Raw genomic sequence first — 24,696 nt, 5'->3', positions numbered from 1 at the left:
CGCTTTCAGCGTTCGCGGCGGCGGTAGTGCGCCTGCAGCGCGTACAGGGTGCCGACCGTGCCGGTCAGCAGGGCGGGGCCGAGCAGTGCGTCGAAGCCGACCTGCCGGTAGGCCCAGGCGCCGAGTACGCCGCCGCACAGGAAGCCGCCGATGATCAGCAGGCTCAGGCGGATGCGCCGGCGCGGCAGCGGCAGCCCGCGCAGCGCCTGGCCGAGGCCGATGCCCAGGTCGGTGAACATGCCGGTGAGGTGGGTGGTGCGCACCACCGCGCCGCTGTAGACGGTGGTGGTGGCGTTCTGCAGGCCGCAGGCGATCGCGGCGAGCACCGCGCCGGCGAGTTGCTGCTGCTTGAAGGCCTGCATCGCCGCCAGCAGCAGCAGCGCTTCCAGCGCCAGCGCCACGCCGTAGCGGCGGCCCAGGCGCAGGCGGCTGTCCTGCACGATGAAGCCGCCAAGCATCGATCCGCCGAGGAAGGCCAGCACCACGCCGATCAGTTGCGCGATCGCGCGCGCGTCGCCGTCGGCCAGTGCGGCGCCGAGCAGGGTGGTGGTGCCGGTGAGGTGGGTGACCGCTTGATGCTCGAAGCCCAGATAGCCGACCACGTTGACCATGCCGGCGACGGCGGCCAGCGCGCCGGCGAAGGCCCAGGCCCAGCGTGGCAGTTCCAGGTTCATGCCGCGCGCGAAGCAGCCGCGGCGCGGCGGCCGCGCGACGCTGCCGCCCCAGCGTGCCGCGGTTGGCGCCTGCCCGTGGCCATCTCAGCGTGCGCCGTTGACCGCGACCTCGGAGAAGCGGGCGCTGGCCGGGTCGTAGACCGCGCCCCAGAAGCGGCTGCCGCCGCCGCAGGCACGGACCGCATCGACCGCGGGGTCGCGCTCGCTGCCGTCGTCCGGCGCGAAGGCGTTGACGTAGATCGCCTGCTTGCCGCGGTACAGGATGCCGACGTACTGGCGATCGGACGCGGTGGGGTCGGCGATCTGCGGCTGCAGTTGCGCCAGGTGCGCTTCCAGGTCCGCGATCTGTTCCGGGGTCGGGATCCAGTAGCCGGTGACCGCGCCGTCCTGGCGCGCCGGGCTGTCGCGCGCGCAGGTGTCGAGCACCTGCGCGGCGGTGCTGTTGCGGGTGACGATCCACGACTGCCCGGCCTTGATCGCGGTCGGCACCGTGGCCGGCCCGCGCGCGGTTGCGCAGGCGCCGAGCAGCGCCATCGCCAGCGTCGCCGTGGCCAGGCGCGTGCCGGCCGCCGCGTTCACAGCACCTCCGAGGCGTAGTCGGCCAGGCGCGAGCGCTCGCCGCGGCGCAGGGTGATGTGCGCACTGTGCGGCCAGGCCTTGAAGCGGTCCACCGCGTAGGTCAGGCCGGAGGTGGTCTCGGTCAGGTAGGGCGTGTCGATCTGTTCGACGTTGCCCAGGCACACGATCTTGGTGCCGGGGCCGGCACGGGTGATCAGCGTCTTCATCTGCTTCGGGGTCAGGTTCTGCGCTTCGTCCAGGATCAGGTAGCGCGACAGGAAGGTGCGCCCGCGCATGAAGTTCATCGAGCGGATCTTGATGCGGCTGGCGAGCAGGTCGTTGGTGGCCTGGCGGCCCCAGGTGCCGCCTTCCTGGGTGTGGGTGAGCACTTCCAGGTTGTCGGTGAGCGCGCCCATCCACGGCGTCATCTTCTCTTCCTCGGTGCCGGGCAGGAAGCCGATGTCCTCGCCGACGCTGACCGTGGCGCGGGTCATGATGATCTCGCGGTAGCGCTGCTGGTCCATGGTCTGCGCCAGGCCTGCGGCCAGCGCCAGCAGGGTCTTGCCGGTGCCGGCGGTGCCGAGCAGGGTGACGAAGTCGATTTCCGGGTCCATCAGCGCGTTGAGCGCGAAGTTCTGCTCGCGGTTGCGCGCGGCGATGCCCCACACCGCGTGCTGGCCGCTGCGGAAGTCGTCGACCAGCGCCAGGGTCGCCTTGCGCTCGGCATTGACCTTGACCACGCGCAGTTCCACTTCGTCCTCGCCGGGCAGGTACAGGTACTGGTTCGGATACCAGTCCTCGTCGGCGGCCAGGGCGATCTCGTAGCAGGTGCGGCCCTTGTCGCTCCAACTGCGCAGGTCCTGGTTGTGCTTCTGCCAGAAGTTCTCCGGCAGCTCGATCGCGCCGGTGTAGAGCAGGCTGAAATCGTCGAGCGCGCGGTCGTTCTCGTAGTCCTCGGCGACCAGGCCGCTGATCGCCGCCTTGATGCGCAGGTTGATGTCCTTGGACACCAGGATCACCGGGGTTTCCGGGTGTTCCTCGCGCAGCGCCAGCACGGCGGCCAGGATCTTGTTGTCCGGGGCCACGCTGCCGAAGCTGCGCCCCGGCTCGACCGGGCGGATCTGGAAGTACAGCCGGCCGATGGCGCCGGTGCTCTTGAGCTGGATGCCCTGCGGATGGCTGAGCGGAATGCCGGATTCGATCTGCTCGGCGCCGGCGCCCTCGATCAGCTCGTTGAGGAAACGGCTGACCTGGCGCGCGTTGCGGCTGACTTCGGACATGCCCTTCTTGGCATTGTCCAGTTCCTCGATCACCTGCATCGGCAGGAACACGTCGTGCTCCTCGAACTTGAACAGCGCGGTCGGATCGTGCATCAGCACGTTGGTATCCAGCACGTAGATGCGCTTGCCTCGGGTCATCATGGATTCCTGGAAGAGGAGCAGGGACGAACCATCGCTGCCTGCGGGGCAGGGCGATGCGGGGTGCGGGAAACGGCAGTGGTCACTGCTTGGCGGCGGCCTGCAGCGCGTCTAGCACGGCCTGGGCGTGGCCGGGGACCTTGACCTTGCGCCAGCTGCGGACCAGTTGGCCGGTCGGCGAGAGCAGGAAGGTGCTGCGCTCGATGCCCAGCACCTGGCGGCCGTACATGTTCTTTTCCTTGATCACGTCGAAGGCGCGGCACAGCGCTTCGTCGGCGTCGCTGACCAGGGCAAAGCCGAAGCCCTGCTTGGCGCAGAAGTTGTCGTGCGACTTCACCGAGTCGCGCGACACGCCCAGCACGGTGGCGCCGGCCTGTGCGAACTGCGGCAGCAGTGCGTTGAACTCGATGCCCTCGGTGGTGCAGCCGGGCGTGCTGTCCTTCGGATAGAAATACAGCACCAGCCAGCGGCCGGCGTAGTCGCCGAGCGTGGCGCTTGCGCCGCCGGACAGCGCCAGCGGCAAGGCCAGCGTGCTGCGGTCCAGGGTGTCGCCGTCCTTCATGGGGTGTCCTCCGCGTGCATCGCCATCATCCGCGTTCGATTGCGTCGGTGTCCAGCGCGGCGCACTCAGAACTTCATCGGATCCATGATCGCGTCCAGGTTGAGGTGGTCGCAGAACTCGAGGAAGTCGTCGCGCAGGGCGGCGATGTGCATGTTCGCCGGCACGCCGATCGTCACCTGCGCCGAGAACATCTCCGCGCCGGTCTGCATGGCGCGATAGCGCGTGCTCTGCAGGTTCTCGATGGTGATGCCCTGGCGGTCGAAGAAGTCGGCCAACTGGAACAGGATGCCGGGTTTGTCGGCGGCGATGACTTCGACGATGTACGGCAGCAGGTTGGACTGCGCCTGCTTGGCGCCGGTGCGGTACCACACCAGCTTCATGCCTTCCTCGCGGTCGAGGCGGGTGAGCATGGCTTCGAGCTTGGCGACCGAGTCCCACGAGCCGGTCGCCAGCGCGGTCACCGACACGTCGCGGCCGACCGTGGCCAGGCGCGCATCGACGAGATTGCAGCCGCTGTCGGCGATGCGACGCGTCACCGGCAACAAGGGCGACTCCGGATGCGTCGTGTAGGCGTTGATCAGGAGGTGGTTTTCGGTCGGCGCGGGCCGGGGCGTGGTGTCGGTCAAAGGGGCTTCCGGCATTGCGTAAGGCTGAACGGCATCCGGGCGGTCGCCCGGCATGGTGTGCAGCATACTTGCCCGCGCTTTCGGGCCGCAAGTAACATGCGGGGCGACCTTGCCCCGCGTGCGGGGCCGACCCGTCCGCGCAGCCTGCGCGGCCCTTCTCTCCCAGCGAGCACCCGGCATCTTGTCCCTCTCCGGCATCATCACCGCCCTGGCCACGCCCTTCCAGGGCAATGGCGACCTCGACCTCGACGCCTGGCAGCGGCTGCTCAAACGCCAGCTCGACGGCGGCGTGCAGGGGCTGGTGGTGGCGGGATCGACCGGTGAGGCCGCGACGCTGCTGGACGAGGAATACGATCGGATCCTGCGCGAGGCGGTGCGGACGATCGGCGGGCGCGTGCCGGTGCTGGCCGGCACCGGCCTGTCCGGTACCGCCAAGACCGTGGCGCTGACCCAGCGCGCCGCCGCCGGTGGCGCGCAGTACGCGCTGGTGGTGACCCCGCCGTACGTGCGTCCGACCCAGGCCGGCTTGATCGCGCACTACACCCAGGTCGCCGAGCAGGGCGGCCTGCCGGTGCTGCTGTACAACGTGCCCGGTCGCACCGGTTGCGACCTGCTGCCGGAAACCGTGGCGCAACTGGCCCAGCACCCGAACATCGTCGGCATCAAGGAAGCGGTGAGCGACCCGCAGCGCATTGCCGCGCTGGCGGCCCTGCGCAGCGACCAGTTCGCCGTGTTCAGCGGCGACGACGGCAGCGCCGCGCAGGCGATGCTCGCCGGCTTCGACGGACTGATCTCGGTGGCCTCCAACGCCTTGCCGCGCGCCTACCGGCGCCTGTGCGACTTGGCGCGTGCGGGCAAGGCCGAGCCGGCGCAGGCCTGGGACGCGCGGCTGCAGCCGTTCCATGCGTTCTGCGGCATCGAATCCAACCCGATCCCGGTCAAGGCGCTGCTGCAGCGCGCCGGGATCGGCCAGGGCCTGCGGCTGCCGCTGCTGCCGCTGTCCGCGGCGCACCACGCCACGGCCGACCGACTTGCCGCCGACGCTGCCGCGTTGGAAGACCTATCCAGCCGCGAAACGCTCGCGGCCTGACTCCAGGAGATTGATTGATGCGTGCTTCCGTTCCCTACGTCCGCGTGCTGTCGGCCGCCGTGCTGGCGACCACCCTGGTCGCGGCCACCAGCGGTTGCAGCTGGTTCCACAAGGGCAAGCCGCGCGGCGACTACGCGCTGGCGCCCGACATGCGCCCGCTGGAAGTGCCGCCGGATCTGACCTCGCCCGACACCTCGGCGGCGATGAAGGTGCCGGCGCTGGCCTCGGCGCAGCGGCCTGCGGCCCCGGCCGGGCAGGCCCCGGCGGCGTCGAACAGCGGCTTCGTGGTGCCGGGGACGCGCGACCAGGTGTTCGGCCAGGTCGGCGATGCGTTGGGCGGCATCGACGGCGTGACCATCGCCAGCCGCGCGCAGCTGCTGGGCTCCTACGACGTGGCCTACGAAGGCAGCAACTTCCTGGTGCGCGTGGTGGCGGTGGATGCCGGCGTGTACGTCTCGGCGGTGGACCCGCGCGGCCTGCCGGCCACCGGCGAAGCGCCGGTCAAGCTGATCGCGGCGTTGAAGGCCAAGCTGGGCCACTAAGTCCGGCGTAGGTCCGGCGCCGCGCGCCGGATCTGGTGCAGAACGTAAAACGGGCGCCGTAGTGCGCCCGTTTTCGTTCCGCGAGAACACTGCGCGGTTTCTTTATTGCGCGGTTCCTTTCGCAGATGCAAGGAGCGGCTTTAGCCACGATGGGTTTTGCCGGGATTTCCCTCGCGGCTGATCCAGAAGCGGAAAAGAACCGCCGTTCCTTGCTTCGGCGCGATGCTGCGCGCCGTACCCTCACCCCAACCCCTCTCCCGAGGGGAGAGGGGCTTCGGCTTCTTCCTTCTCCCCTCGGGAGAAGGTGCCCCGCAGGGGCGGATGAGGGTACGGGCGAAGCCTCGCATTGGCAGATCGGCGAAGGCGCTGCGCGCTCCGTACCCTCACCCCAACCCCTCGCCCGGTGGGAGAGGGGCTTCGGCTTCTTCCTTCTCCCTTCGGGAGAAGGTGCCCCGCAGGGGCGGATGAGGGTACGGGCGAAGCCTCGCATTGCCAGATCGGCGAAGGCGCTGCGCGCTCCGGACCCTCACCCCAACCCCTCTCCCGAGGGGAGAGGGGCTTCGGCTTCTTCCTTCTCCCCTCGGGAGAAGGTGCCCCGCAGGGGCGGATGAGGGTGCGGGCAAAGCCTAGCGTTCTACCAGGTCGTAACCACGTGTCCGGTTGTACTGAGGCAAAGTGAGTTGGTGGAGGCGTCCTGAAGCCGTCGCTTGTATCGACTGTTCGGCGGACGGCGCCCGGGCGGAATCCGCGGCGGATTACTTCTGCAACAGCGGCAGTTTGTTCGGCTTGCCGTCCCACTCGGCGGCGTCGGGCAGCGGTTCCTGGCGCGTGGTGAGCACCGGCCAGGCCTTGGCCAGTTCCGCGTTGAGCGCGACAAAACCTTCCTGGCCGGCCGGCACGTCGTCTTCGGGGTAGATGGCGTTGGCCGGGCATTCCGGCTCGCACAGGGTGCAGTCGATGCACTCGTCCGGATCGATCACCAGGAAGTTCGGGCCGGCGTGGAAGCAATCCACGGGGCACACTTCCACGCAGTCGGTGTATTTGCACTTGATGCAGTTTTCGGTGACGACGAAAGGCATGGCTCGATCCGGCGATTAACCCGGTGATTCTAATGCAAAGCCGCGCTCGCCGCCGCGCGCGCGCGGCGGCGGCAGGGTCGCGGTCGCCGCGCGCGCCTCAGCCGGCGAGGCCGCCGTGCTGCTGCGCCAGCCGATACAGGCCGCGCGCGGCCAGGTCCTCGGGGTGGGTGCGCACGCGGCTGCCGAGTGCGCCTAGCGCATGCGCGTAGCGCGCCAGCAGGCCGCTGCCGCCGACCAGGTGCACCACCGGTGGCAAGGTAGGGCGCGCGCGCAGTTCGTGGCCGATCAGCAGGCCCGACAGATAGGACGGCGCCGCGGCCGCGCTCAGGCGATCGAACAGCCCCAGACTGCGCACGCCGAACAGATGGTGCAGCAAGCCGCCGGGGTCGCCGCTGCGCTGCACGCCGGCATCGAACGCGGCCGCATCGAAGACGCTGTCGTCGGCGTCCATCAGCCGCGCCAGCAGGCTGTGCGTGCGCAGCAGCGCGTACAGTTCCCCGGTCATCATCGTCGCCACCGAGGCGATGCGCCCGTCTTGCAAGGTCACCCACTTGCTGTGGGTGCCGGGCAGGCAGACGTGGTGGATATCGGCCGTCGGCGGGTCCTGCGCAAGCAACGCGAGCAGGCCGATCAACTGCGTCTCCTCGCCGCGCATCACGTCCGGCACGGCGTCGGCGTCGCTGGCCACGCCGGGCACGAACCACAGCGTGCGGCCGGGCAGGGCCGGATCCTGCAGCGGCTGCATCGCCGCGGCCAGGGCGGCGGCGTCGGCCGGGCAGGGCGCGTACGGCAGTTCGATCCAGCCGTTGCGGCTGCCGATCATCCCGCACAGGACGACGTCGCCGTCCCAGCCGTCGATCAGGGCGGCCAGGGTCGCGGCAAAACGGCCCTGGCAGGCGGCGATGCCCTGGTCGCTGCGGCGCTGGTCGAGAATGCCGCCATCGGCATCGAGCCGATAGCCGCGCAGGCTGCTGGTCCCCCAATCGACGACGATCATGCGCTGGCGATGCGTCCTTCGGGCAGGCCGGCGATGCCGACCGCGGCCACGTACACGCCGCCGGCCTGCGGCGTGCGTGCCAGTTCGTCCTCGCTGTGGTCCTGCCGCGAGGTGCTCAGGTACAACGTGCCGCCGTCGGCGCCGCCGAGCGCGGGGCAGGTGGGATGCTTGACCGGCAGGGCGACGCGGCGCTCGACGCTGCCGTCGGGGCGGTAGCGCACCACCTGCCAGGCGCGCCATTGCGCGTTCCACAGGTGGCCTTCGGCGTCGACGATGGCGCCGTCCGGCTCGGCGCCGGCATGGTCCAGTTCGGCGAACACGCGACTGTTGGCGGTGTGCGCGCTGTCCGGGTCGTAGTCGCAGCACAGGATGCGCGGCTGCACCGAGTCGCAGTAGTACAGGGTGTGGCCGTCGGCGCTGAAGCAGATCGCGTTGGGGATGGCCACGCCCGGCAGCGGCAGGCGGCGCAGGCCGTGGCGCGCCGACCACTGGTAGAAGCTGCCGACCGGCGCCTGGTCCTCGCGCTCGCTCATGGTGCCGAACACGAAGTTGCCATGGCGGTCGGCGCGGCCGTCGTTGCTGCGGGTGTCGTCGCGTTCCGGCTCCACGTCCGCCAGGTGCTGCAGCGGCAGCGCGCTGTCGGTCTCCGCCGCGGCGTCCGGATCGGCAACGTACACGCCTTTGGCCAGCGCGAGCAGCAGGCGGCCGTCGTCGAACAGGCCCAGGCAGCCGGGGCGATCGGGCAGGTCCCAATGACGGCTGACGTTGCTGGACGGATCGTGGCGCCACAGGCGGCGGCCGCTGATGTCGACCCAGAACAGCACGCCGCGGCGTTCGCACCACAGCATGCCTTCGCCATGCGCACAGCGGCTGTCCACTGCCAGCGTGGCGGTGTGGCGGGGCGGGGCGGAAACGTTCATCGGCTCACCACTCGGCGATGCTGCCGTCGGCGTGACGCCAGATGGGGTTGTGCCAGTCGGGTGGGTTGGCGTTGGCATGGCGCAGGCGCTCCTCGTCGATTTCCACGCCGAGGCCCGGTTTGGGCAATGCGGCGATGCTGCCGCCATTGTCGCAGGCGAAGTCGTCCTTGTTGAGCACGTAGTCGAGCAGGTCGGCGCCTTCGTTGTAGTGGATGCCGATGCTCTGTTCCTGCAGCACCGCGTTGTGCGAGACGAAGTCCACCTGCAGGCAGGCGGCCAGCGCCACCGGGCCGAGCGGGCAGTGCGGCGCCAGGCCGACCTCGTAGGCCTCGGCCATGCTGGCGATCTTCAGGCATTCGGTGATGCCGCCGGCATGCGAGAGATCCGGCTGCAGCAGCGACAGGCCGCCGGCCTGCAGCACCGGCTTGAAGTCGAAGCGCGAGAACATGCGCTCGCCGGCCGCCAGCGGGATCGGCGTGGACGCGGCCAGCCGCGGGTAGTACTCGGCCTGCTCGGGCAGCACCGGCTCCTCGACGAACAGCGGCCTGAACGGTTCCAGTTCGCGCAGCAGCACGCGCGCCATCGGCGCGGCGACGCGGCCGTGGAAGTCGATGCCGAAGTCGATGGCGGTGCCGAACGCCTCGCGGATCTGCGCCACCTTGGCCACCGCCGCATCGACTGCGCGCGGGCCGTCGATCAGCTTCATTTCCTCGGTGCCGTTGAACTTGAAGGTGTCGAAGCCGAGGTCGCGGTAGCCCTGGATCTGCGCGATGGTCGCCGCGGGGCGGTCGCCGCCGACCCAGCGGTAGGTCTTCATGCGGTCGCGCACGCGGCCGCCGAGCAGTTCGTACACCGGCACGCCCAGCGCCTTGCCCTTGATGTCCCACAGCGCCTGGTCGATGCCGGCGATGGCGCTCATCAGGATCGGGCCGCCGCGGTAGAAGCCGCCGCGGTAGAGCATCTGCCAGATGTCGTTGATCCGTGCCGGATCCTTGCCGATCAGGCTCTCGCCGAGTTCGCGCACCGCGGCCTCGACGCTGCGCGCGCGGCCTTCGATGACCGGCTCGCCCCAGCCGGTGATGCCTTCGTCGGTCTCGATCTTCAGGAACAGCCAGCGCGGCGCGGCGTGGTAGGTGGTGAGGCGGACGATCTTCATGCGCGGTCCAGATAGGCGTGGCGGAAGGCGGCGGCGTGCGCCTGGGTCTGTGCGAGCGATTGGCCGGGGCGGTACAGCTCGCCGCCGATGCCGGCGCCGATCGCGCCGGCGCCGAGGTAGTCGTGCAGGGTCTCGGTGTTGACGCCGCCGACCACGAACAGCGGCACCTGCGCCGGCAGCACCGCGCGCAGGGCGCGCACGTGGCCGGGGCCGTAGGTGGCGGCGGGGAACAGCTTGAGCATCTGCGCGCCGGCATCCAGCGCGTCGAACGCCTCGGTGGCGGTGGCGAAGCCGGCCACCACCTGCAGGCCGCGCGCCACCGCGTGGCGGATCACCGGTGGGCGCGTGTTGGGGGTGACGATGAAGCGCGCGCCGAGATCGGCCAGGGCGTCGACGTCGCCGATCTGCAGCACGGTGCCGCCGCCGATCCAGCAGCGTTGCCCGAACGCCTGCGCGGCCGGGCCGATGCTGTCGGCCCAGCGCGGCGAGTTGAGCGGGATCTCGATCGCGTCGTAGCCGGCATCGGCCAGCGCCCCGACGTGCGCCAGCGCGTCTTCGGGGGTGAGACCGCGCAGGATCGCGATCAGCGGGAGTCGAAACGGGGAAGCGGCGGACATCGGGATACCTGGCGGAAACGACGGTGACGGAGGCGCCCGGCCAGCGCGACGCCGCGGCGGGACCGGAGGCGGGAGGCCACGGTCCGCGCCCGTGCGTCGGCGCGCTGGCCAACCCGGCGGCATCCGCCGCGGCAGGCCGGTGCCCGACGAACGGCGACGCCGGCGGGGGCGCGATGGACCGTAGCCTGCGCGTGTGAGCTATGCTCTGCAAATGAAATTTTAGGCATATTCTATTCCGCCGCCGAATAGGCGGCTTCGCCTTCCAGGACGCCTGCTCACGATGAATGCTTCCGCCAATCCCTGGTTCAACGCCGCGCGCCTGAAGACCCGGCACCTGTTGCTGCTGCTGCAGTTGCACGAGCACCGTTCGGTGCTGCGCGCCGCCGAGGCGGCCAGCATGACCCAGCCGGCGGCGTCCAAGCTGCTGGCGGAGATGGAGGACCTGCTGGGGGTGAAGCTGTTCGAGCGCCACGCGCGCGGGGTCGAGCCGACCTGGTACGGGCAGGTGCTGATCCGCCGCGCGCGCGCGGCGATGTCGGAGATCGGCCGTGCGCAGGAAGAGATCGCGGCGCTGTGCGAAGGGCGCATGGGCCAGGTCTCGATCGGCACCGTGGTCAATCCGGGCACCAACCTGGTGCCGCAGGCGATCGCCGAGGTCAAGCGCGAGTTCCCCGGCATCCTGGTGCGGGTGGAGATGGACTACAGCCGGCCGCTGGTGGCCAAGCTGCTCGATGGCCAGCTCGACATCGTGATCGGGCGCATCCTCGGCCCCTACGGCGCCGAGGCGCTGGAGTTCGAGCCGCTGGCCGACGAGCCGCATTCGGTGATCGCCCGCGCCGGCCACCCGCTGTCCACCCGCGCCGACCTGCGCCATGCCGACCTGGCCCGCTACGGCTGGGTGCTGCCGCCGGCCGACAGCGTGTTGCGCGCGCGCCTGGACGCGATGTTCCTGGAGCATGCGGTGCCGGCGCCGCAGAACGTCATCGAGACCTCGTCGCTGCCGGTGATGACCAGCCTGCTGCGCGGCAGCGATCTGCTGGCCGCGCTGCCGGCCGAGGCGGTGGCGCCATACGTGCAGGCCAAGCTGCTGACGGTGTTGCCGATCACGCTGGGCGTGCGCATGGAATCGTTCGGCATCGTGCGCCGCCGCGATTATCTGCTGCCGCCGGGTGCCGAACGCGTGTTGCTGGCGCTGCGCAACGCGGCCAAGCGGCTGTATCCAGAACGCGCGGGGAGCCTCTGAACGTCCCCGCCGGCGTCGTCATGCCGCGAGTGGACGATTTCGTAGACATGCCGTGGTGGGTATCCCGGTAGTCTGGAATCGCATAGCTGGGCGTGAAATTTTCATTTGCGTCACGCGAAGTGCATTTCTAGTCTCGGCCGATCGCGGTGGCGGCCCGCTTGCCCAGTGCAGGGGCGCCACCCGATACGGCAACGGCCTCGGCCGGTGCCGTCACAACTCGCAGGACGGCGCCCTGGCGCGCCGTCGCCCGTGTCTGTGTGCATGTCTCCTGGGAGGGAAACAGCATGGCATCGCAGCATCCCCGTGGTCCGGCCTGGCCGACCGCAGCGTCGCGCCGTCCCCGCGTTTTGCCGCATTCCCTCATCGCGCTGAGCATCGGCATGCTGCTCAGCGCGCAGGCGTTGGCGCAGGAGGCTGTACCCGCCGCCAAACAGCCTGTCGCCAAGCAGAGCGATCCTGTCCAGCTCGACGCGATCGAGGTCAAGGGCGTGCGGGCGAGCCTGATCAAGTCGCAGTCGATCAAGCACGACGCCGAGCAGATCGTCGACGCGGTCAGCGCCGAGGACATCGGCGCACTGCCGGACCGCAGCGTCACCGAGACCCTGCAGCGGGTCAGCGGCGTGACCATCGATCACTTCATGGCGCGCAACGACCCGGACCACTTCTCGGCCGAAGGCAGCGGGGTGATGATCCGCGGCATGACCCAGGTGCGCGGCGAACTCAACGGCCGCGACAGCTTCAGCGCCGCCAGCGGACGCGGACTCAGTTTCGAGGACGTGCCGGCCGAACTGATGGCCGGCGTGGACGTGTACAAGAATCCCTCGGCGGAGATCATCGAAGGCGGCCTCGGCGGCACCGTCAACCTGCGCACGCGCATGCCGTTCGACCAGCCGGGGCGGGTGATCGGCTTCACCGCCGACGTCAACTACGGCGACCTGAGCAAGACCTACAAGCCCTCGGGCTCGTTCCTGTTCAGCGATCGCTGGAACACCGGCCTGGGCGAGATGGGCTTCATGCTCGATGTCGCGCACTCGGAGCTGGCCACGCGCAGCGACGGGATCCAGGTGGAACCGTTCGTGCGCCGCACCGATCCCGCCTTGCTGGCCGGCACCAGCTTCGACAAGGTCTACGTGCCCGGTGGCGTCAACTGGCGGCAACTGGAGTTCGAACGCAAGCGCAAGGGCGTGGCGGCCGCCTTCCAGTGGCGGCCCAGCGACGCTACCGACCTCTACGTGCAATACCTGCGCTCGTCCTACGACATGAACTGGCAGGAGCGCGCGGCGTTCTTCAACGACGACACCAACGCGATCGCGCCGGCACCCGGCACCACCTTCACCTACGACGACCAGGGCCGCTTCGTCAGCGGCGCGCCGGTGTCCAGTTCCTGGCGCGGCAACGTCACCGGCAACGACGGCGTGCGCTTCTACACCGACAACCGCTACGCCCGGCAGAGCACCACCACCTCCGATCTGTCCGGCGGCTTCACCCATCGCCTGACCGACCGGCTGACCGTGCGCGGCGACATGCAACTGGTGCAGTCGCAGAGCGACACCCTGGATTTCACGCTGTTCAGTTCGATCTATCTGCCGGGCCTGAGCTTCGACCTCAGCGGCAAGTACCCTGCGGTGACCCTGGCCGACCCCAGCTACACCGCCGACCCCTCCAATTATTTCTGGAGCGCGGCGATGGATCACCTGGCCAAGAACCGCGGCCGCGAGCTGGCCACGCGCTTCGACCTGGAATACAGCTACGACGACAACCCGTGGCTGCGCACCTTCCGTGCCGGCATCCGCGCCACCGACCGCACCCAGACCAACAAGAATTCCGGCTACAACTGGGGCGTGATCAGCGACAACTGGGCGACCATCCCCGGCACCGCCACCGGCCTGGCCGACCTGGCCAGCTACATGACCGCGTCCTCGTCGCTGTATTCCTTTTCGAACCTGCTGCGCGGCAAGGTGCGCGTGCCCAACAACCTGTACTTCCCGCGCAACAGCGCGGTCAAGGACTACGCCGGCACCTCGGCGCTGATCGAGCAGATCGTCGCACTGCGCGGTTATGGCTGGGCGCCGGACCAGTACCAGTTGCAGGACACCAACCGCCAGTTCGAACGCACCCAGGCCGCGTACATGGTGATGTACTTCGGCAACGACACCGCGCTGGGCGTGCCGGTGGACGGCAACATCGGCGTGCGCGTGGTGCAGACCAGGACCGAGGCCTCGGGCTACGGCCAGTATCCGGACCTGTCCGCCACCTCGGCCTCGGACGCGCTCAAGGCCCAGTACTACGGGCAGTATTTCCCGAACGACGCACGCGGCAGCTACACCGACGTGCTGCCGAGCCTGAACCTGCGCTTCAAGTTCTCCGATGCATTGCAGCTGCGTCTGGCCGCGTCCAAGGCGATGGCGCGGCCGGACTACACCCAGTTGCAGCCGTATCTGCTGCTGACGGCCACCGTCAACGACGACGGCTCGCTGAAGGACTGGACCGGCACCGCCGGCAATCCCAACCTCAAGCCGATGAAGGCCGACCAGTACGACGCCGCGCTGGAGTGGTACTTCGACAGCAGCGACATGATGTACGTGACGCTGTTCTACAAGAGCGTCAAGGACTACTTCTCCAACCAGACCGTCACCGAGAACTACGGCGGCCAGGACTTCCTGGTGACGCGTCCGTACAACATGGACAAGGGCCGCATCCGCGGCTTCGAGTACGGCTACACGCAGTTCTTCGATTCGTTGCCGGGCTGGATGAGCGGCTTCGGCGTCAATGCCAACTTCACCTTCGTCGACAGCAGCGGCGGCGTGAACACGGCCACCGATCCCTACACCAAGACCACCGTGACCGGCGTGGCGCTGCCGCTGGAAGGCCTGTCGCGGCGCAGCTACAACGTCGCCGGCATCTACGAGAAAGGCCCGCTGTCGGTGCGCCTGGCCTACAACTGGCGCTCGCGCTACCTGCTGACCGCCAGCGACGTGTCGACCAAACTGCCGACCTGGTCGGACGACTATGGCCAGCTCGACGGTTCGGTGTTCTATCGGTTCACGCCGCACCTGCAGTTGGGCGTGCAGGCCAACAACATCACCAATTCGCTCACCAAGGTGTTGATGGGGCCGACGTCCTACGACGGCGGCGAAGTCGACAATCACCTGTACACGCGCAGCTGGTTCGTCAACGATCGTCGCTACTCGCTGGTGCTGCGCGCCAACTGGTAGGCGTACAGCAATCTCCGGCGCGCGGTCCGCCTGCGGCGAAGCGGGTGGCTGCCGCCGGCTTTTCCTCCCGACGCAGGAACCGCTCATGGCAAGACCGCTGCATCCCACCGTTCGCCTGGCGCTGCTGGCGCTGGCGTTCGCGTCATGGCCGGCCGCAGCGGAACTGCAATTGCCGTTGCTGTTCGCCGACGGCGCCGTCCTGCAGCGCGATGCGCCGATCCCGGTGTGGGGCTGGGCCGCGCCGGGTGCTCGCATCCAGGCGCGCCTGGACGGCGCCAGCGCCAGTGCGGTCGCAGGCAGCGATGGCCGCTGGCAGTTGCAGTTGCCGGCGCGCGCGGCCGGTGGCCCGTACGTGCTGGACGTGCAGGGCGACGGCAGCCAGCGCCGCATCGGCGATGTGTTGATCGGCGACGTGTGGCTGGCCAGCGGCCAGTCCAACATGGAGTGGCCGCTGGCGCAGGCGCGCGACGGCGCACGCGAAGTGGCGGCGGCGACGGATCCGCAGCTGCGCAACTTCAAGGTGCCCAAGGCCTGGGCGGCGCAGCCGCAGCCGCGGCTGCCCGGCGGCAGTTGGGTCACGGCGACGCCGGCCACTGCCGGCGCATTCTCGGCAGTGGCGTATTTCTTCGCGCGCGAGCTGCGCCAGCGCACCGGCGTGCCGATCGGCATCATCGACAGCACCTGGGGCGGCAGCGCGATCGAGGCCTGGATGGACGTCGCCTCGCCCGGCGTGGATGCGGCGCATGTACGCACGCGCATCGCGCAGATGCAGGCCAAGGACGCGCAGGACCTGGGCGAGACCCGCAAGCGCCTGGCGCGCTGGCCACAGCCGACCACCGCGGATGCGGATGCAGGCTGGGCCGCCGCCGATCTGGACGACCGCGACTGGGACCGCCAACCGCTGCCGGGGCTGTGGGAGCAGCACGGCTACGTCGGCATGGACGGCGTCGCCTGGTACCGCACCACGTTCACTCTGAGCGCGGCCGAAGCCAAGGCCGGCGCCGTCGTGGGCATCGGCCCGGCCGACGATGCCGACACCACCTACGTCAACGGCGTGGAGGTCGGCCACACCGAAGGGCGCTATACCGAGCCGCGCCGCTACCGCGTGCCGCCGGCAGCGCTGCGTGCCGGGATCAACCATGTCGCGATCCGCATCCTGGATACCGGCGGCTTCGGCGGCATTCCCGGCGATGCGGCGGCGTTCTTCGTGCAGCCCGACGGCGGCCAGCCGCGCTCGCTGGCCGGCGACTGGCAGTTCCGCCCAGGTCAGGTCACGTTGGCCGCCAACGACGACAAGAACCAGGTCCCGACGCTGCTGTACAACGCGATGATCCACCCCTTGCAGCCGTTCCCGGTCAAGGGCGTCATCTGGTACCAGGGCGAGAGCAACGCCTACCCGTATGGCGCGCTGCGCTACCGCGAGCAGTTCGCCTCGCTGATCGGGCGCTGGCGGCAGGAGCGCGGACAGCCGCAGTTGCCGTTCCTGTGGGTGCAGCTGGCCAACTGGAAGGCCGGAAACGACCAGGGCGACCTGAGTCCGTGGGCGCAGCTGCGCGAATCGCAGACCAGGACGCTGGCGCTGCCGGCCACCGGGCAGGCGGTGACCATCGACATCGGCACGCCGGACAACATCCATCCCCCCAACAAGCAGGACGTGGGGCACCGCCTGGCGCTGGTCGCACGGCACGTGGCCTATGGCGAAACCCTGGTCTACAGCGCGCCGGTGTTCGCGCGCGCCACGTTCGCCGATGGCCAGGCGCAGGTGATGTTCGACCTGATGGGCAGCGCCCTGGCGGTGCGCGGCGGCGGCACTACGGTGCACGGCTTCGCCCTGGCCGGCGCCGATCGCCGCTTCCATCCGGCGCAGGCGCGGATCGAGGGCGACCAGGTGGTGGTCCACAGCGACGCGGTGCCGCAGCCGCAGGCGCTGCGCTACGCCTGGAGCGAAAACCCCGAGGACGCCAACCTGGTCAACCGCGAGCAGTTGCCGGTGGGCCCGTTCCGCACCGACAGCTGGTGAGGCAGGGCATCGGCCGCATGCGAAGCACCGGATCGCAGTCGCGCGCGTTGCGCACCGGATGGCGGCTGCCTGTCCTGCTGTCGCTGCTGCTGAGCGGCTGCCAGGCCGCGCCGGATGCAGCGTCGGTTGATGCGTACACGCCTGCTGCCGCGACATCGGTGCCAACCCAGGCACCGATCCCGCGCCTGGTGAGTACCGACGGTCGGCATGCCTTGTTGGTCGACGGCGCACCGTTCCTGATCCTTGGGGCGCAGGTCAACAACTCCAGCAACTATCCGGCGGCGCTGGCGCAGGTCTGGCCGGCGATCCGCGCCCTGGGACCGAATACCGTGCAGGTGCCGATCGCCTGGGAGCAGGTGGAGCCGGAAGAGGGCCGCTTCGATTTTTCCTTCGTCGACACCCTGCTGGCGCAGGCGCGCACGCAGCGGGTGCGGCTGGTGCTGCTGTGGTTCGGCACCTGGAAGAACAACGGCCCCAACTACGCGCCGCACTGGGTCAAGACCGACGATGCGCGCTTCCCGCGCGTGGTCACCCGTGATGGGCGACGCCTCGGCTCGCTGTCGCCGCTGGCGCCGGCCACGCTGGAGGCCGATCGCGCCGCCTTCGTTGCCTTCATGCGGCATCTGCGCCAGGCCGATCCGCAGCGCACCGTGATCATGGTGCAGGCGGAGAACGAGCCCGGCACCTACGGCAGTGCGCGCGACTTCTCGCCGATGGCGCAGCGCGTGTTCGACGGCCCGGTGCCGCAGGCGTTGCTGCAGCGGCTCGGCAAGGCGCCGGGCAGCTGGGCGCAGGTGTTCGGCGCCGATGCCGACGAGATCTTCCACGCCTGGCACATCGCGCACTTCATCGACCGCGTCGCCGAGGCCGGCAAGGCCGCGTATCCCTTGCCGATCTACGTCAACGCGGCGTTGCGCGGCCCGTTCAATCCGGGCCAGCCCGGGCAGTACGCCAGTGGCGGCCCGACCGACAACGTGCTGGACGTGTGGAAGGCGGCGGCGCCGCACGTCGATCTACTGGCGCCGGATATCTACATGCCCGAGTACCCGCTGTACACCACGGTGCTGCAGCGTTACGCGCGCCCCGACAACGCGCTGTTCGTCGCCGAGACCGGCAACCGCCCCGAGTACGCGCGTTATCTGTATCCGGCGCTGGGCCACGACGGCATCGGCTGGTCGACCTTCGGCATCGACTACAGCGGCTACTCCAACTATCCGCTCGGCGCCAAGCGCGTGGACGCGCAGACGCTGGCGCCGTTCGCGCTGGGCTACCGCGCGGTGGGCATGGGCATGCGCGTATTCGCCCGCGCCGCGGCCGCCGGCAAGCTGCACGGCACTGCCGAGGCGCCGGGACAGGCGGTGCAGGAACTGCCGCTCAACGCGCGCTGGAGCGCCACCGTCACCTACGGCGTGCCGCAGTTCTGGTTCCAGGGCGAGCCGCCCGGCAATCCCGCGCCGATCGGCGCGGCGCTGATCGCCGAACTCGGCCCGGACACCTTCCTGATCACCGCCCAGCACGCGCGGGTGACCCTGCATCCAGCCAGCGCCGCGACCGCCAACATGCTCTACGACCGGGTCGAGGAGGGCGTGTACGACGGCGAGCAGTGGCGGTTCCGGCGCAACTGGAACGGCGATCAGACCGATTACGGGCTCAACTTCTCCGACGTGCCGCAATTGCTGCGCGTCACCCTGGCGACTTATTGACGATGCGGCGGCGCCAGACGCGCCATGCCGCGTGACTTCCAAGGGAGTGAACATGCACCACGCCAACCGTTGCCTGTCGCCTTCGTTGCCACGCCTGTTGGCGCTGGCGTTGCTCGCGGTCGCCGCGTCCGCCGCCGCGCAGCAGGTGACCCGCGAGGCCGACGGCGTCACCGTGCATCCCAGCGCCAAGGACGCGGCGCCGGTGCGCCTGCAGGTGATCGACCGCGGCATCGTCCGGGTCAGCGCCGATCCCACCGGCGCGTTCCAGCGCACACCCAGCCTGATGCGGGTGCCGGTGCAGGGCGACACCGGCTTTACGCTGGAGCAACACGGCGACACCGTGCAGTTGAGGACCGCGCGGATGACCGCGCAGGTCTCCACCGTGGACGGCCATGTCGGCTTCACCGATGCGCAGGGCACGCCGCTGCTGGCGGAAGTGGCGGGCGGCCGCAGCTTCGCGCCGTTGCAGGCCGAGGGCCGCCACTATCTGAGCGTGCGCCAGCGCTTCGTCTCGCCGCCCGACGAGGCCTTCTACGGGTTCGGGCAGCACCAGCAGGGCTGGATGAACCAGAAGGGCCACGACATCGAGCTGCTGCAGAGCAATCTCGACATGGCGGTGCCGTTTCTGGTCTCCAGTCGCAATTACGGCATCCTCTGGGACAACAACGCGATCACCCGCTTCGGCGATCCGCGCGGGCTGCAGCCGCTGCCGGCGACGTTGCGTCTGTACGACGCGCAAGGCAAGCCGGGCGCGCTCACCGCGCACTACGCGATCGACGGCAAGCCGGTGCTGGAGCGCCGCGAGCCCGACATCGACTACCAGTACATCAAGGATCTGGCCAGGTTTCCTGCCGCGGCCAAGCCCGGCGACAAGCGCCGCATGCAGGTGCGCTGGGAAGGCCAGATCGAGGCCGAACGCGGCGGCACGCACACCTTCTCGCTCTATGCCAGCGAGTACGCCCGGCTGTGGGTCGACGGCAAGCTGCTGGTCGACCGCTGGCGGCAGAACTGGAACCCCTGGCACCACGAGTTCGCGCTGCAGCTGCAGCCCGGCCAGCGGCATACCCTCAAGGTCGAATGGGACCTGATCGATCCCAGCTACATCGCGCTGCTGCATCGCGACCCGTTGCCTGCAGCCGAAGCCGGCGACCTGTCGCTGTGGTCCGAAGCGGGGCAGATGATCGACTACTACGTCGTCGCTGGCGACAACGCCGACCAGGTCATCGCCGGTTACCGCACGCTGACCGGCAAGGCCGTGCTGCTGCCGAAGTGGGCCTACGGCTTCTGGCAGAGCCGCGAGCGCTACAAGACCCAGGACGAACTGCTCGGCGCGCTGGCCGAATACCGCCGGCGGCAATTGCCGATCGACAACATCGTGCTCGACTGGTCGTACTGGCCGGAGAACGCCTGGGGCTCGCACGAATTCGACCGCGCACGCTTTCCCGATCCGGACGCCATGGTCAAGGCGGTGCACGCCAGCCACGCGCAGCTGATGATCTCGGTCTGGCCGAAGTTCTACCCGAGCACCGCCCACTACAAGGAACTGGACGCGGCCGGGCACATCTACCGGCGCAACGTCGAGGTCGGCGAACTGGACTGGATCGGCAAGGGCTACACCAACGCCTTCTACGACCCGTATGCGGCCGATGCGCAGGCGATCTACTGGCGGCAGATCGACGAGACGCTCAACCGCAAGGGCATCGATGCCTGGTGGCTGGATGCCGACGAACCCGACGTGCACTCCAACCTGGACATCGCCGAGCGCAAGGCGCGCACCACCCCGACCGCGCTGGGGCCGTCCACCGAGTTCTTCAATGCCTATCCGTTGCCGCACACCCACGGCGTCTATGCCGGCGACCGCACCGCCGATGGCAATCGCGTGTTCATCCTCTCGCGCAAGGGCTACGCCGGCATCCAGCGCAACGCCGTGGCGGTGTGGAGCGGCGACATCGCCTCGCGCTGGGAGGACATGCGCGAGCAGATCTCCGCCGGCGTCAACCTGTCGATGTCGGGCCTGCCGAACTGGACCTTCGACATCGGCGGCTTCGCCGTGGAGAAGCGCTACGAAACCCAGGACCCGGCGCACCTGAAGGAGTGGCGCGAACTCAACACGCGCTGGTTCCAGTTCGGCGCCTTCGTGCCGCTGTTCCGTTCGCACGGCCAGTTGCCGTACCGCGAGATCTGGAACATCGCGCCGGACGGCACGCCGTACTACGCCAGCATGGCGTACTACAGCCGCCTGCGCTACGCGCTGCTGCCGTACATCTACACGCTCGCCGGCGACACCTACCACCACGACGGGGTGATGATGCGTGGCCTGCCGATGGACTTCCCGCACGACCCCAAGGTCGCCGATATCGACGACGAATACCTGTTCGGGCCGGCGTTCCTGGTGGCGCCGGTGACCCGCTTCGGCGCGACCTCGCGCAAGGTCTACCTGCCGGCGGGCACCGACTGGATCGACTTCAGCAGTGGCGCGCGCCACGCCGGCGGCCAGACCATCGACGCCGCCGCGCCGCTGCAGCGCATGCCGCTGTTCGTGCGCGCCGGCGCCATCGTGCCGATGACCCAAGTGCAGCAGTACGTCGACCAGATCCCGGACGCACCGCTGACCGTGGTGGTCTACACCGGCGCCGACGGCCGCTTCTCGCTGTACGAAGACGACGGCACCGGCTACGGCTACGAAAAGGGCGAGTTCAGCCGCATTCCGCTGCAGTGGGACCAGGCCAGGGGCGTGTTGCGCATCGGCGCGCGCGAGGGTCGCTGGCCGGGCATGCAGACGCGGCGCACCATCCATGTGCGCTTCGTCGATGGCACGCGCGAGGAGGTCGGTGCGCTGGAGTCCAAGCCCGACGCCACGGTGGACTACCGGGGTGAGGGCGTCGATGTGCGCCACGACGGCGGCGGGCGCGCCGGTGTAGCCGCCGCCGGATGACTGTGGCGCGATCCGTCATCGCGGCATACGGTGTGGGCCATCGTCGCCGGCAAGGGGAGGGCGAGGCAGCAACAGAATGCGCTCACGCACCTGTTGCGATGCATCAAAACCGCTGCCGTGCGTAGACACTTCCTGCGCGACGCCGAGCGTGCGCCAGTCGTCAACGTGTGGCTGTCGCGGCATGCGCTCGTGGCATGCGGTGACATCCGTTGTCCCGATCGCCGTCCTGTCGTGCCCTATGGTGTCCTGCAACTGACTGCGGCCGATCACACGCCCGGCGCGCGTATGCCATCGCCACTGCGGTGCTGGCAGGGCGGGGCGCTCGGCGTCATCATGCGCCGCTGCGTGATGCGTGCCGTGCGCACTACACTCTGCGTCACGGCGGGTATTCCCCGCACGCCGGCCTTTCTCCTGGAGCGACGATGGAACTGGGTGTGTGCACGATGTGGCGGGTAGGGCAATGAGTCTGTACATCGGTCTGGACGTGGGGACGCAGAGCGTCAAGCTGCTCGCCTACGATGCCGACAGCCGGCAGGTGGTGGCCACCCACGGCCACGCGCTGGAACTGATCAGCCGCGACGACGGCACCCGCGAGCAGCAGGCGCAGTGGTGGATCGACGGCATCGTCGCCTGCTTCGCCGCACTCAGCGCCGAACAGCGGACGCAGGTGCGGGCCATCGCGGTGTCCGGGCAGCAGCACGGCTTCGTGCCGCTGGACGCGCAAGGCCAGGTCACCGCGCCGGTGAAGCTGTGGTGCGACACCAGCACCCAGCGCGAATGCGAGGAGATCATGGACGCGGTCGGCGGCGCGCAGCGTTGCGTGGAACTGGCCGGCAATCCGATCCTGGCCGGCTATACCGCCTCCAAGCTGCCGTGGACGCGCAAGCACCGCCCAGAGGCCTACGCGGCGATGACGACGGTGCTGCTGCCGCACGACTACGTCAATTTCTGGCTCACCGGCGAGCGCTACGCCGAAGTCGGCGACGCCTCCGGCAGCGGCTGGCTGGACGTGCGCACCCGGCAATGGTCGGGGCCGCTGCTGCAGGCGATCGATCCGCAGCGCGACCTGTCCGCGGCGCTGCCGCCGCTGGTGCCGACCGAGACCAGTTTCCTGCTGTCCGCCGCCGCGGCGCAGACGCTGGGCCTGCCGCGCGAGGTGCGCGTGGCCACCGGCGGCGGCGACAACATGATGGCGGCGATCGGCACCGGCAACGTGGTGCCGGGGCGCCTGAGCATGAGCCTGGGCACCTCCGGCACGCTGTTCGCCTATGCCGAGCGGCCGGTGGTGGACCCGGACGCACGCTGGGCCGCGTTCTGCTCTTCCAGCGGCGGTTGGCTGCCGCTGATCTGCACCATGAACTGCACGGTGGCCACCGAGACCATCGCGCGCCTGTTCGGCATCAAGACCGGGCAGGGCGAAGCCTTGCTCGCCGCCACCGCGCCCGGTGCGGACGGATTGGTGCTGCTGCCGTTCTTCAACGGCGAACGCACCCCGAACCTGCCGGCCGCGCGCGGCTGCCTGACCGGCATGGACCTGCACAACAGCACGCCGGCGCATTTCTATCGCGCGGCGATGGAGGGCGCCAGCTACAGCCTGCGCAACGGTTTCGACGCCTTCGTCGACGCCGGCCTGCAGTTCGATGCCATCTCCCTCACCGGTGGCGGCAGCAACAGTGCCGGCTGGCGCCAGCTCATCGCCGACCTGTTCGGGCTGCCGGTGCACGTGCCGGCGCAACCCGAGGGCGCGGCGTTCGGCGCCGCGCTGCAGGCGCTGTGGGCCGACGGCTGGGCGCAGGGCGAGCGCGCCAGCCTGGCCGAGGTGGTGCTGCAGCATCAGCAGGACGACGCGACGCGGTCCGCGCAGCCGGATGCGCAGCGCGGCGCGCAGTACCAGGCGCATTACCAGACCTTCCAGCGGCATCTGCAGGCCATCGGCCCGCTGTACGCCGCGTGATTTCCTTTCCCCCGCAACGCACCAGGACTTCGTGATGAGCACTTCCGTCTACACCGGCGCCAAGGAGTTTTTCCCGGGCATCGGCCGCATCCCGTTCGAAGGCAAGGCCTCGGACAATCCGCTGGCGTTCAAGGTCTACGATGCCGGCAAGCGCATCGGCGACAAGACCATGGCCGAGCACCTGCGTTTCGCCGTGGCCTACTGGCACAGCTTCTGCGGCAACGGTGCCGATCCGTTCGGCCCCGGCACCCGCGCCTATCCCTGGGACGCCGGCAGCGATGCGCTGGGCCGCGCCGAGGCCAAGGCCGATGCCGCGTTCGAGTTCTTCACCAAGCTCGGCGTGCCGTACTACTGCTTCCACGACGTGGATCTGGCGCCGGACGCCGAGGACGTCGGCCAGTACGAGAAGAACCTCAAGCACATGGTCGGCATCGCCAGGCAGCGGCAGGCCGACACCGGGGTCAAGCTGCTGTGGGGCACCGCCAACCTGTTCTCGCATCCGCGCTACATGAACGGTGCGGCGACCAATCCGGACTTCGACGTGGTCGCGCGCGCGGCGGTGCAGGTCAAGGCCGCGTTGGAGGCAACCGTGGAACTGGGCGGCGAGAATTACGTGTTCTGGGGCGGCCGCGAAGGCTACGCCTGCCTGCACAACACGCAGATGCGACGCGAGCAGGAGCACCTGGCGCGATTCCTGACCCTGGCCCGCGACTACGGGCGCAGCATCGGCTTCAAGGGCAATTTCCTGATCGAGCCCAAGCCGATGGAACCGATGAAGCACCAGTACGACTTCGATAGCGCCACCGTGGTCGGCTTCCTGCGCCAGCACGGCCTGGACAAGGATTTCAAGCTCAACATCGAGGCCAACCACGCCACCCTGTCCGGGCACAGCTTCGAACACGACCTGCAGGTGGCCAGCGACGCCGGCCTGCTCGGCAGCATCGACGCCAACCGCGGCAATCCGCAGAACGGCTGGGACACCGACCAGTTCCCGGTCGACCTGTACGACACCGTCGGCGCGATGCTGGTGGTGCTGCGGCAGGGCGGGCTGGCCCCGGGCGGACTCAACTTCGACGCCAAGGTGCGCCGCGAGTCGTCCGATCCGCAGGACCTGTTCATCGCCCACATCGGCGGCATGGACGCGTTCGCGCGTGGCCTGGAAGTCGCCCACGCGCTGCTCACCGCCTCGCCGTTGGAGCAGTGGCGCCGCGAGCGCTACGCCAGCTTCGACAGCGGCGCCGGTGCGGCCTTCGCCGCCGGCAAGAGCACGCTGGCCGACCTGGCCGCGCACGCCGCGCAGGCCGGCGAGCCGACCCAGCGCAGCGGCCGCCAGGAAGCCTACGAGAACCTGATCAACCAGTACCTGCTGCGCTGAACCGGTGCGCGG

Annotated in this window: 19 protein-coding genes; 9 read left to right on the top strand and 10 right to left on the bottom strand. The window is 69.5% G+C overall.

What is annotated here, in order from left to right; translation table 11 throughout:
- Window positions 1–5: 5 nt before the first annotated feature.
- The 5 genes from PG878_RS11965 to PG878_RS11945 form a co-directional block, all read right to left on the bottom strand.
- On the bottom strand, window positions 6–674 hold the full coding sequence (locus PG878_RS11965; protein WP_209029093.1) for a YoaK family protein: 669 nt from the start codon (window positions 672–674) through the stop codon (window positions 6–8).
- An 84-nt stretch (window positions 675–758) separates the two neighbouring features.
- Window positions 759–1,253, bottom strand: a complete 495-nt coding sequence (locus tag PG878_RS11960) for a hypothetical protein (protein ID WP_311185951.1) — start codon at window positions 1,251–1,253, stop codon at window positions 759–761.
- The gene (locus PG878_RS11955) at window positions 1,250–2,650 is read right to left on the bottom strand and encodes a PhoH family protein (protein WP_209029094.1); all 1,401 of its coding nucleotides are present in this window, start codon (window positions 2,648–2,650) and stop codon (window positions 1,250–1,252) included. Before PG878_RS11955 ends, PG878_RS11960 begins: the two co-directional genes overlap by 4 nt.
- 82 nt (window positions 2,651–2,732) lie before the next feature.
- Window positions 2,733–3,212 (bottom strand): peroxiredoxin, encoded by a 480-nt coding sequence (locus tag PG878_RS11950; protein ID WP_209029095.1) that lies wholly within the window; start codon window positions 3,210–3,212, stop codon window positions 2,733–2,735.
- Between the two features lie 65 nt (window positions 3,213–3,277).
- Window positions 3,278–3,853: a glycine cleavage system transcriptional repressor gene (locus tag PG878_RS11945; protein WP_087943489.1), complete on the bottom strand. Its 576-nt coding sequence runs from the start codon at window positions 3,851–3,853 to the stop codon at window positions 3,278–3,280.
- A gap of 166 nt (window positions 3,854–4,019) precedes the next feature.
- Here PG878_RS11945 and dapA point away from each other — a divergent pair, with 166 nt between their 5' ends.
- Window positions 4,020–4,928 (top strand): 4-hydroxy-tetrahydrodipicolinate synthase, encoded by a 909-nt coding sequence (gene dapA / locus PG878_RS11940; protein ID WP_209029096.1) that lies wholly within the window; start codon window positions 4,020–4,022, stop codon window positions 4,926–4,928.
- 17 nt (window positions 4,929–4,945) lie between these two features.
- Window positions 4,946–5,470 (top strand): hypothetical protein, encoded by a 525-nt coding sequence (locus PG878_RS11935; protein WP_209029097.1) that lies wholly within the window; start codon window positions 4,946–4,948, stop codon window positions 5,468–5,470.
- Window positions 5,471–6,225: 755 nt separating this feature from the next.
- Here the strand turns inward: PG878_RS11935 and fdxA are convergent.
- The 5 genes from fdxA to PG878_RS11910 all read right to left on the bottom strand — a co-directional run bounded on the left by fdxA (window position 6,226) and on the right by PG878_RS11910 (window position 10,239).
- The gene (gene fdxA / locus PG878_RS11930) at window positions 6,226–6,549 is read right to left on the bottom strand and encodes a ferredoxin FdxA (protein ID WP_017909525.1); all 324 of its coding nucleotides are present in this window, start codon (window positions 6,547–6,549) and stop codon (window positions 6,226–6,228) included.
- Between the two features lie 97 nt (window positions 6,550–6,646).
- Entirely contained in the window at window positions 6,647–7,546 is a 900-nt protein-coding gene (locus PG878_RS11925) for a 2-dehydro-3-deoxygalactonokinase (RefSeq protein ID WP_209029098.1), read from the bottom strand.
- Entirely contained in the window at window positions 7,543–8,466 is a 924-nt protein-coding gene (locus PG878_RS11920; protein WP_209029099.1) for an SMP-30/gluconolactonase/LRE family protein, read from the bottom strand. The genes PG878_RS11925 and PG878_RS11920 overlap by 4 nt, the downstream gene beginning before the upstream one ends.
- A gap of 4 nt (window positions 8,467–8,470) precedes the next feature.
- Complete coding sequence (gene dgoD / locus PG878_RS11915) at window positions 8,471–9,622, bottom strand: galactonate dehydratase (RefSeq protein WP_209029100.1); 1,152 nt, start codon at window positions 9,620–9,622, stop codon at window positions 8,471–8,473.
- Complete coding sequence (locus PG878_RS11910) at window positions 9,619–10,239, bottom strand: 2-dehydro-3-deoxy-6-phosphogalactonate aldolase (RefSeq protein ID WP_041500105.1); 621 nt, start codon at window positions 10,237–10,239, stop codon at window positions 9,619–9,621. The genes dgoD and PG878_RS11910 overlap by 4 nt, the downstream gene beginning before the upstream one ends.
- 280 nt (window positions 10,240–10,519) lie before the next feature.
- On the opposite strand from PG878_RS11910, the gene PG878_RS11905 reads away from it, so the two are divergent.
- The 7 genes from PG878_RS11905 (at window position 10,520) to xylA (ending at window position 24,684) form a co-directional block, all read left to right on the top strand.
- Window positions 10,520–11,482, top strand: coding sequence for a LysR substrate-binding domain-containing protein (locus PG878_RS11905; RefSeq protein ID WP_209029101.1), 963 nt, complete (start codon window positions 10,520–10,522; stop codon window positions 11,480–11,482).
- A gap of 380 nt (window positions 11,483–11,862) precedes the next feature.
- The gene (locus PG878_RS11900; protein ID WP_244672404.1) at window positions 11,863–14,697 is read left to right on the top strand and encodes a TonB-dependent receptor; all 2,835 of its coding nucleotides are present in this window, start codon (window positions 11,863–11,865) and stop codon (window positions 14,695–14,697) included.
- An 85-nt stretch (window positions 14,698–14,782) separates the two neighbouring features.
- Window positions 14,783–16,717 (top strand): sialate O-acetylesterase, encoded by a 1,935-nt coding sequence (locus PG878_RS11895; RefSeq protein WP_209029102.1) that lies wholly within the window; start codon window positions 14,783–14,785, stop codon window positions 16,715–16,717.
- A gap of 17 nt (window positions 16,718–16,734) precedes the next feature.
- Entirely contained in the window at window positions 16,735–18,420 is a 1,686-nt protein-coding gene (locus PG878_RS11890; protein WP_209029103.1) for a DUF5597 domain-containing protein, read from the top strand.
- A 52-nt stretch (window positions 18,421–18,472) separates the two neighbouring features.
- Complete coding sequence (locus tag PG878_RS11885) at window positions 18,473–21,355, top strand: TIM-barrel domain-containing protein (protein WP_209029104.1); 2,883 nt, start codon at window positions 18,473–18,475, stop codon at window positions 21,353–21,355.
- A 460-nt stretch (window positions 21,356–21,815) separates the two neighbouring features.
- Window positions 21,816–23,309, top strand: a complete 1,494-nt coding sequence (gene xylB, locus PG878_RS11880; RefSeq protein WP_209029105.1) for a xylulokinase — start codon at window positions 21,816–21,818, stop codon at window positions 23,307–23,309.
- A 34-nt stretch (window positions 23,310–23,343) separates the two neighbouring features.
- Entirely contained in the window at window positions 23,344–24,684 is a 1,341-nt protein-coding gene (gene xylA, locus PG878_RS11875; protein ID WP_209029106.1) for a xylose isomerase, read from the top strand.
- Window positions 24,685–24,696: the final 12 nt, after the last annotated feature.

Origin of the sequence: Xanthomonas hawaiiensis, assembly GCF_031834635.1 — a bacterium.
GTDB lineage: Bacteria > Pseudomonadota > Gammaproteobacteria > Xanthomonadales > Xanthomonadaceae > Xanthomonas_A > Xanthomonas_A sacchari.
Note: the sequence above shows the minus strand (reverse complement) of the source record. Positions and strands in the feature narration are given on the sequence as shown.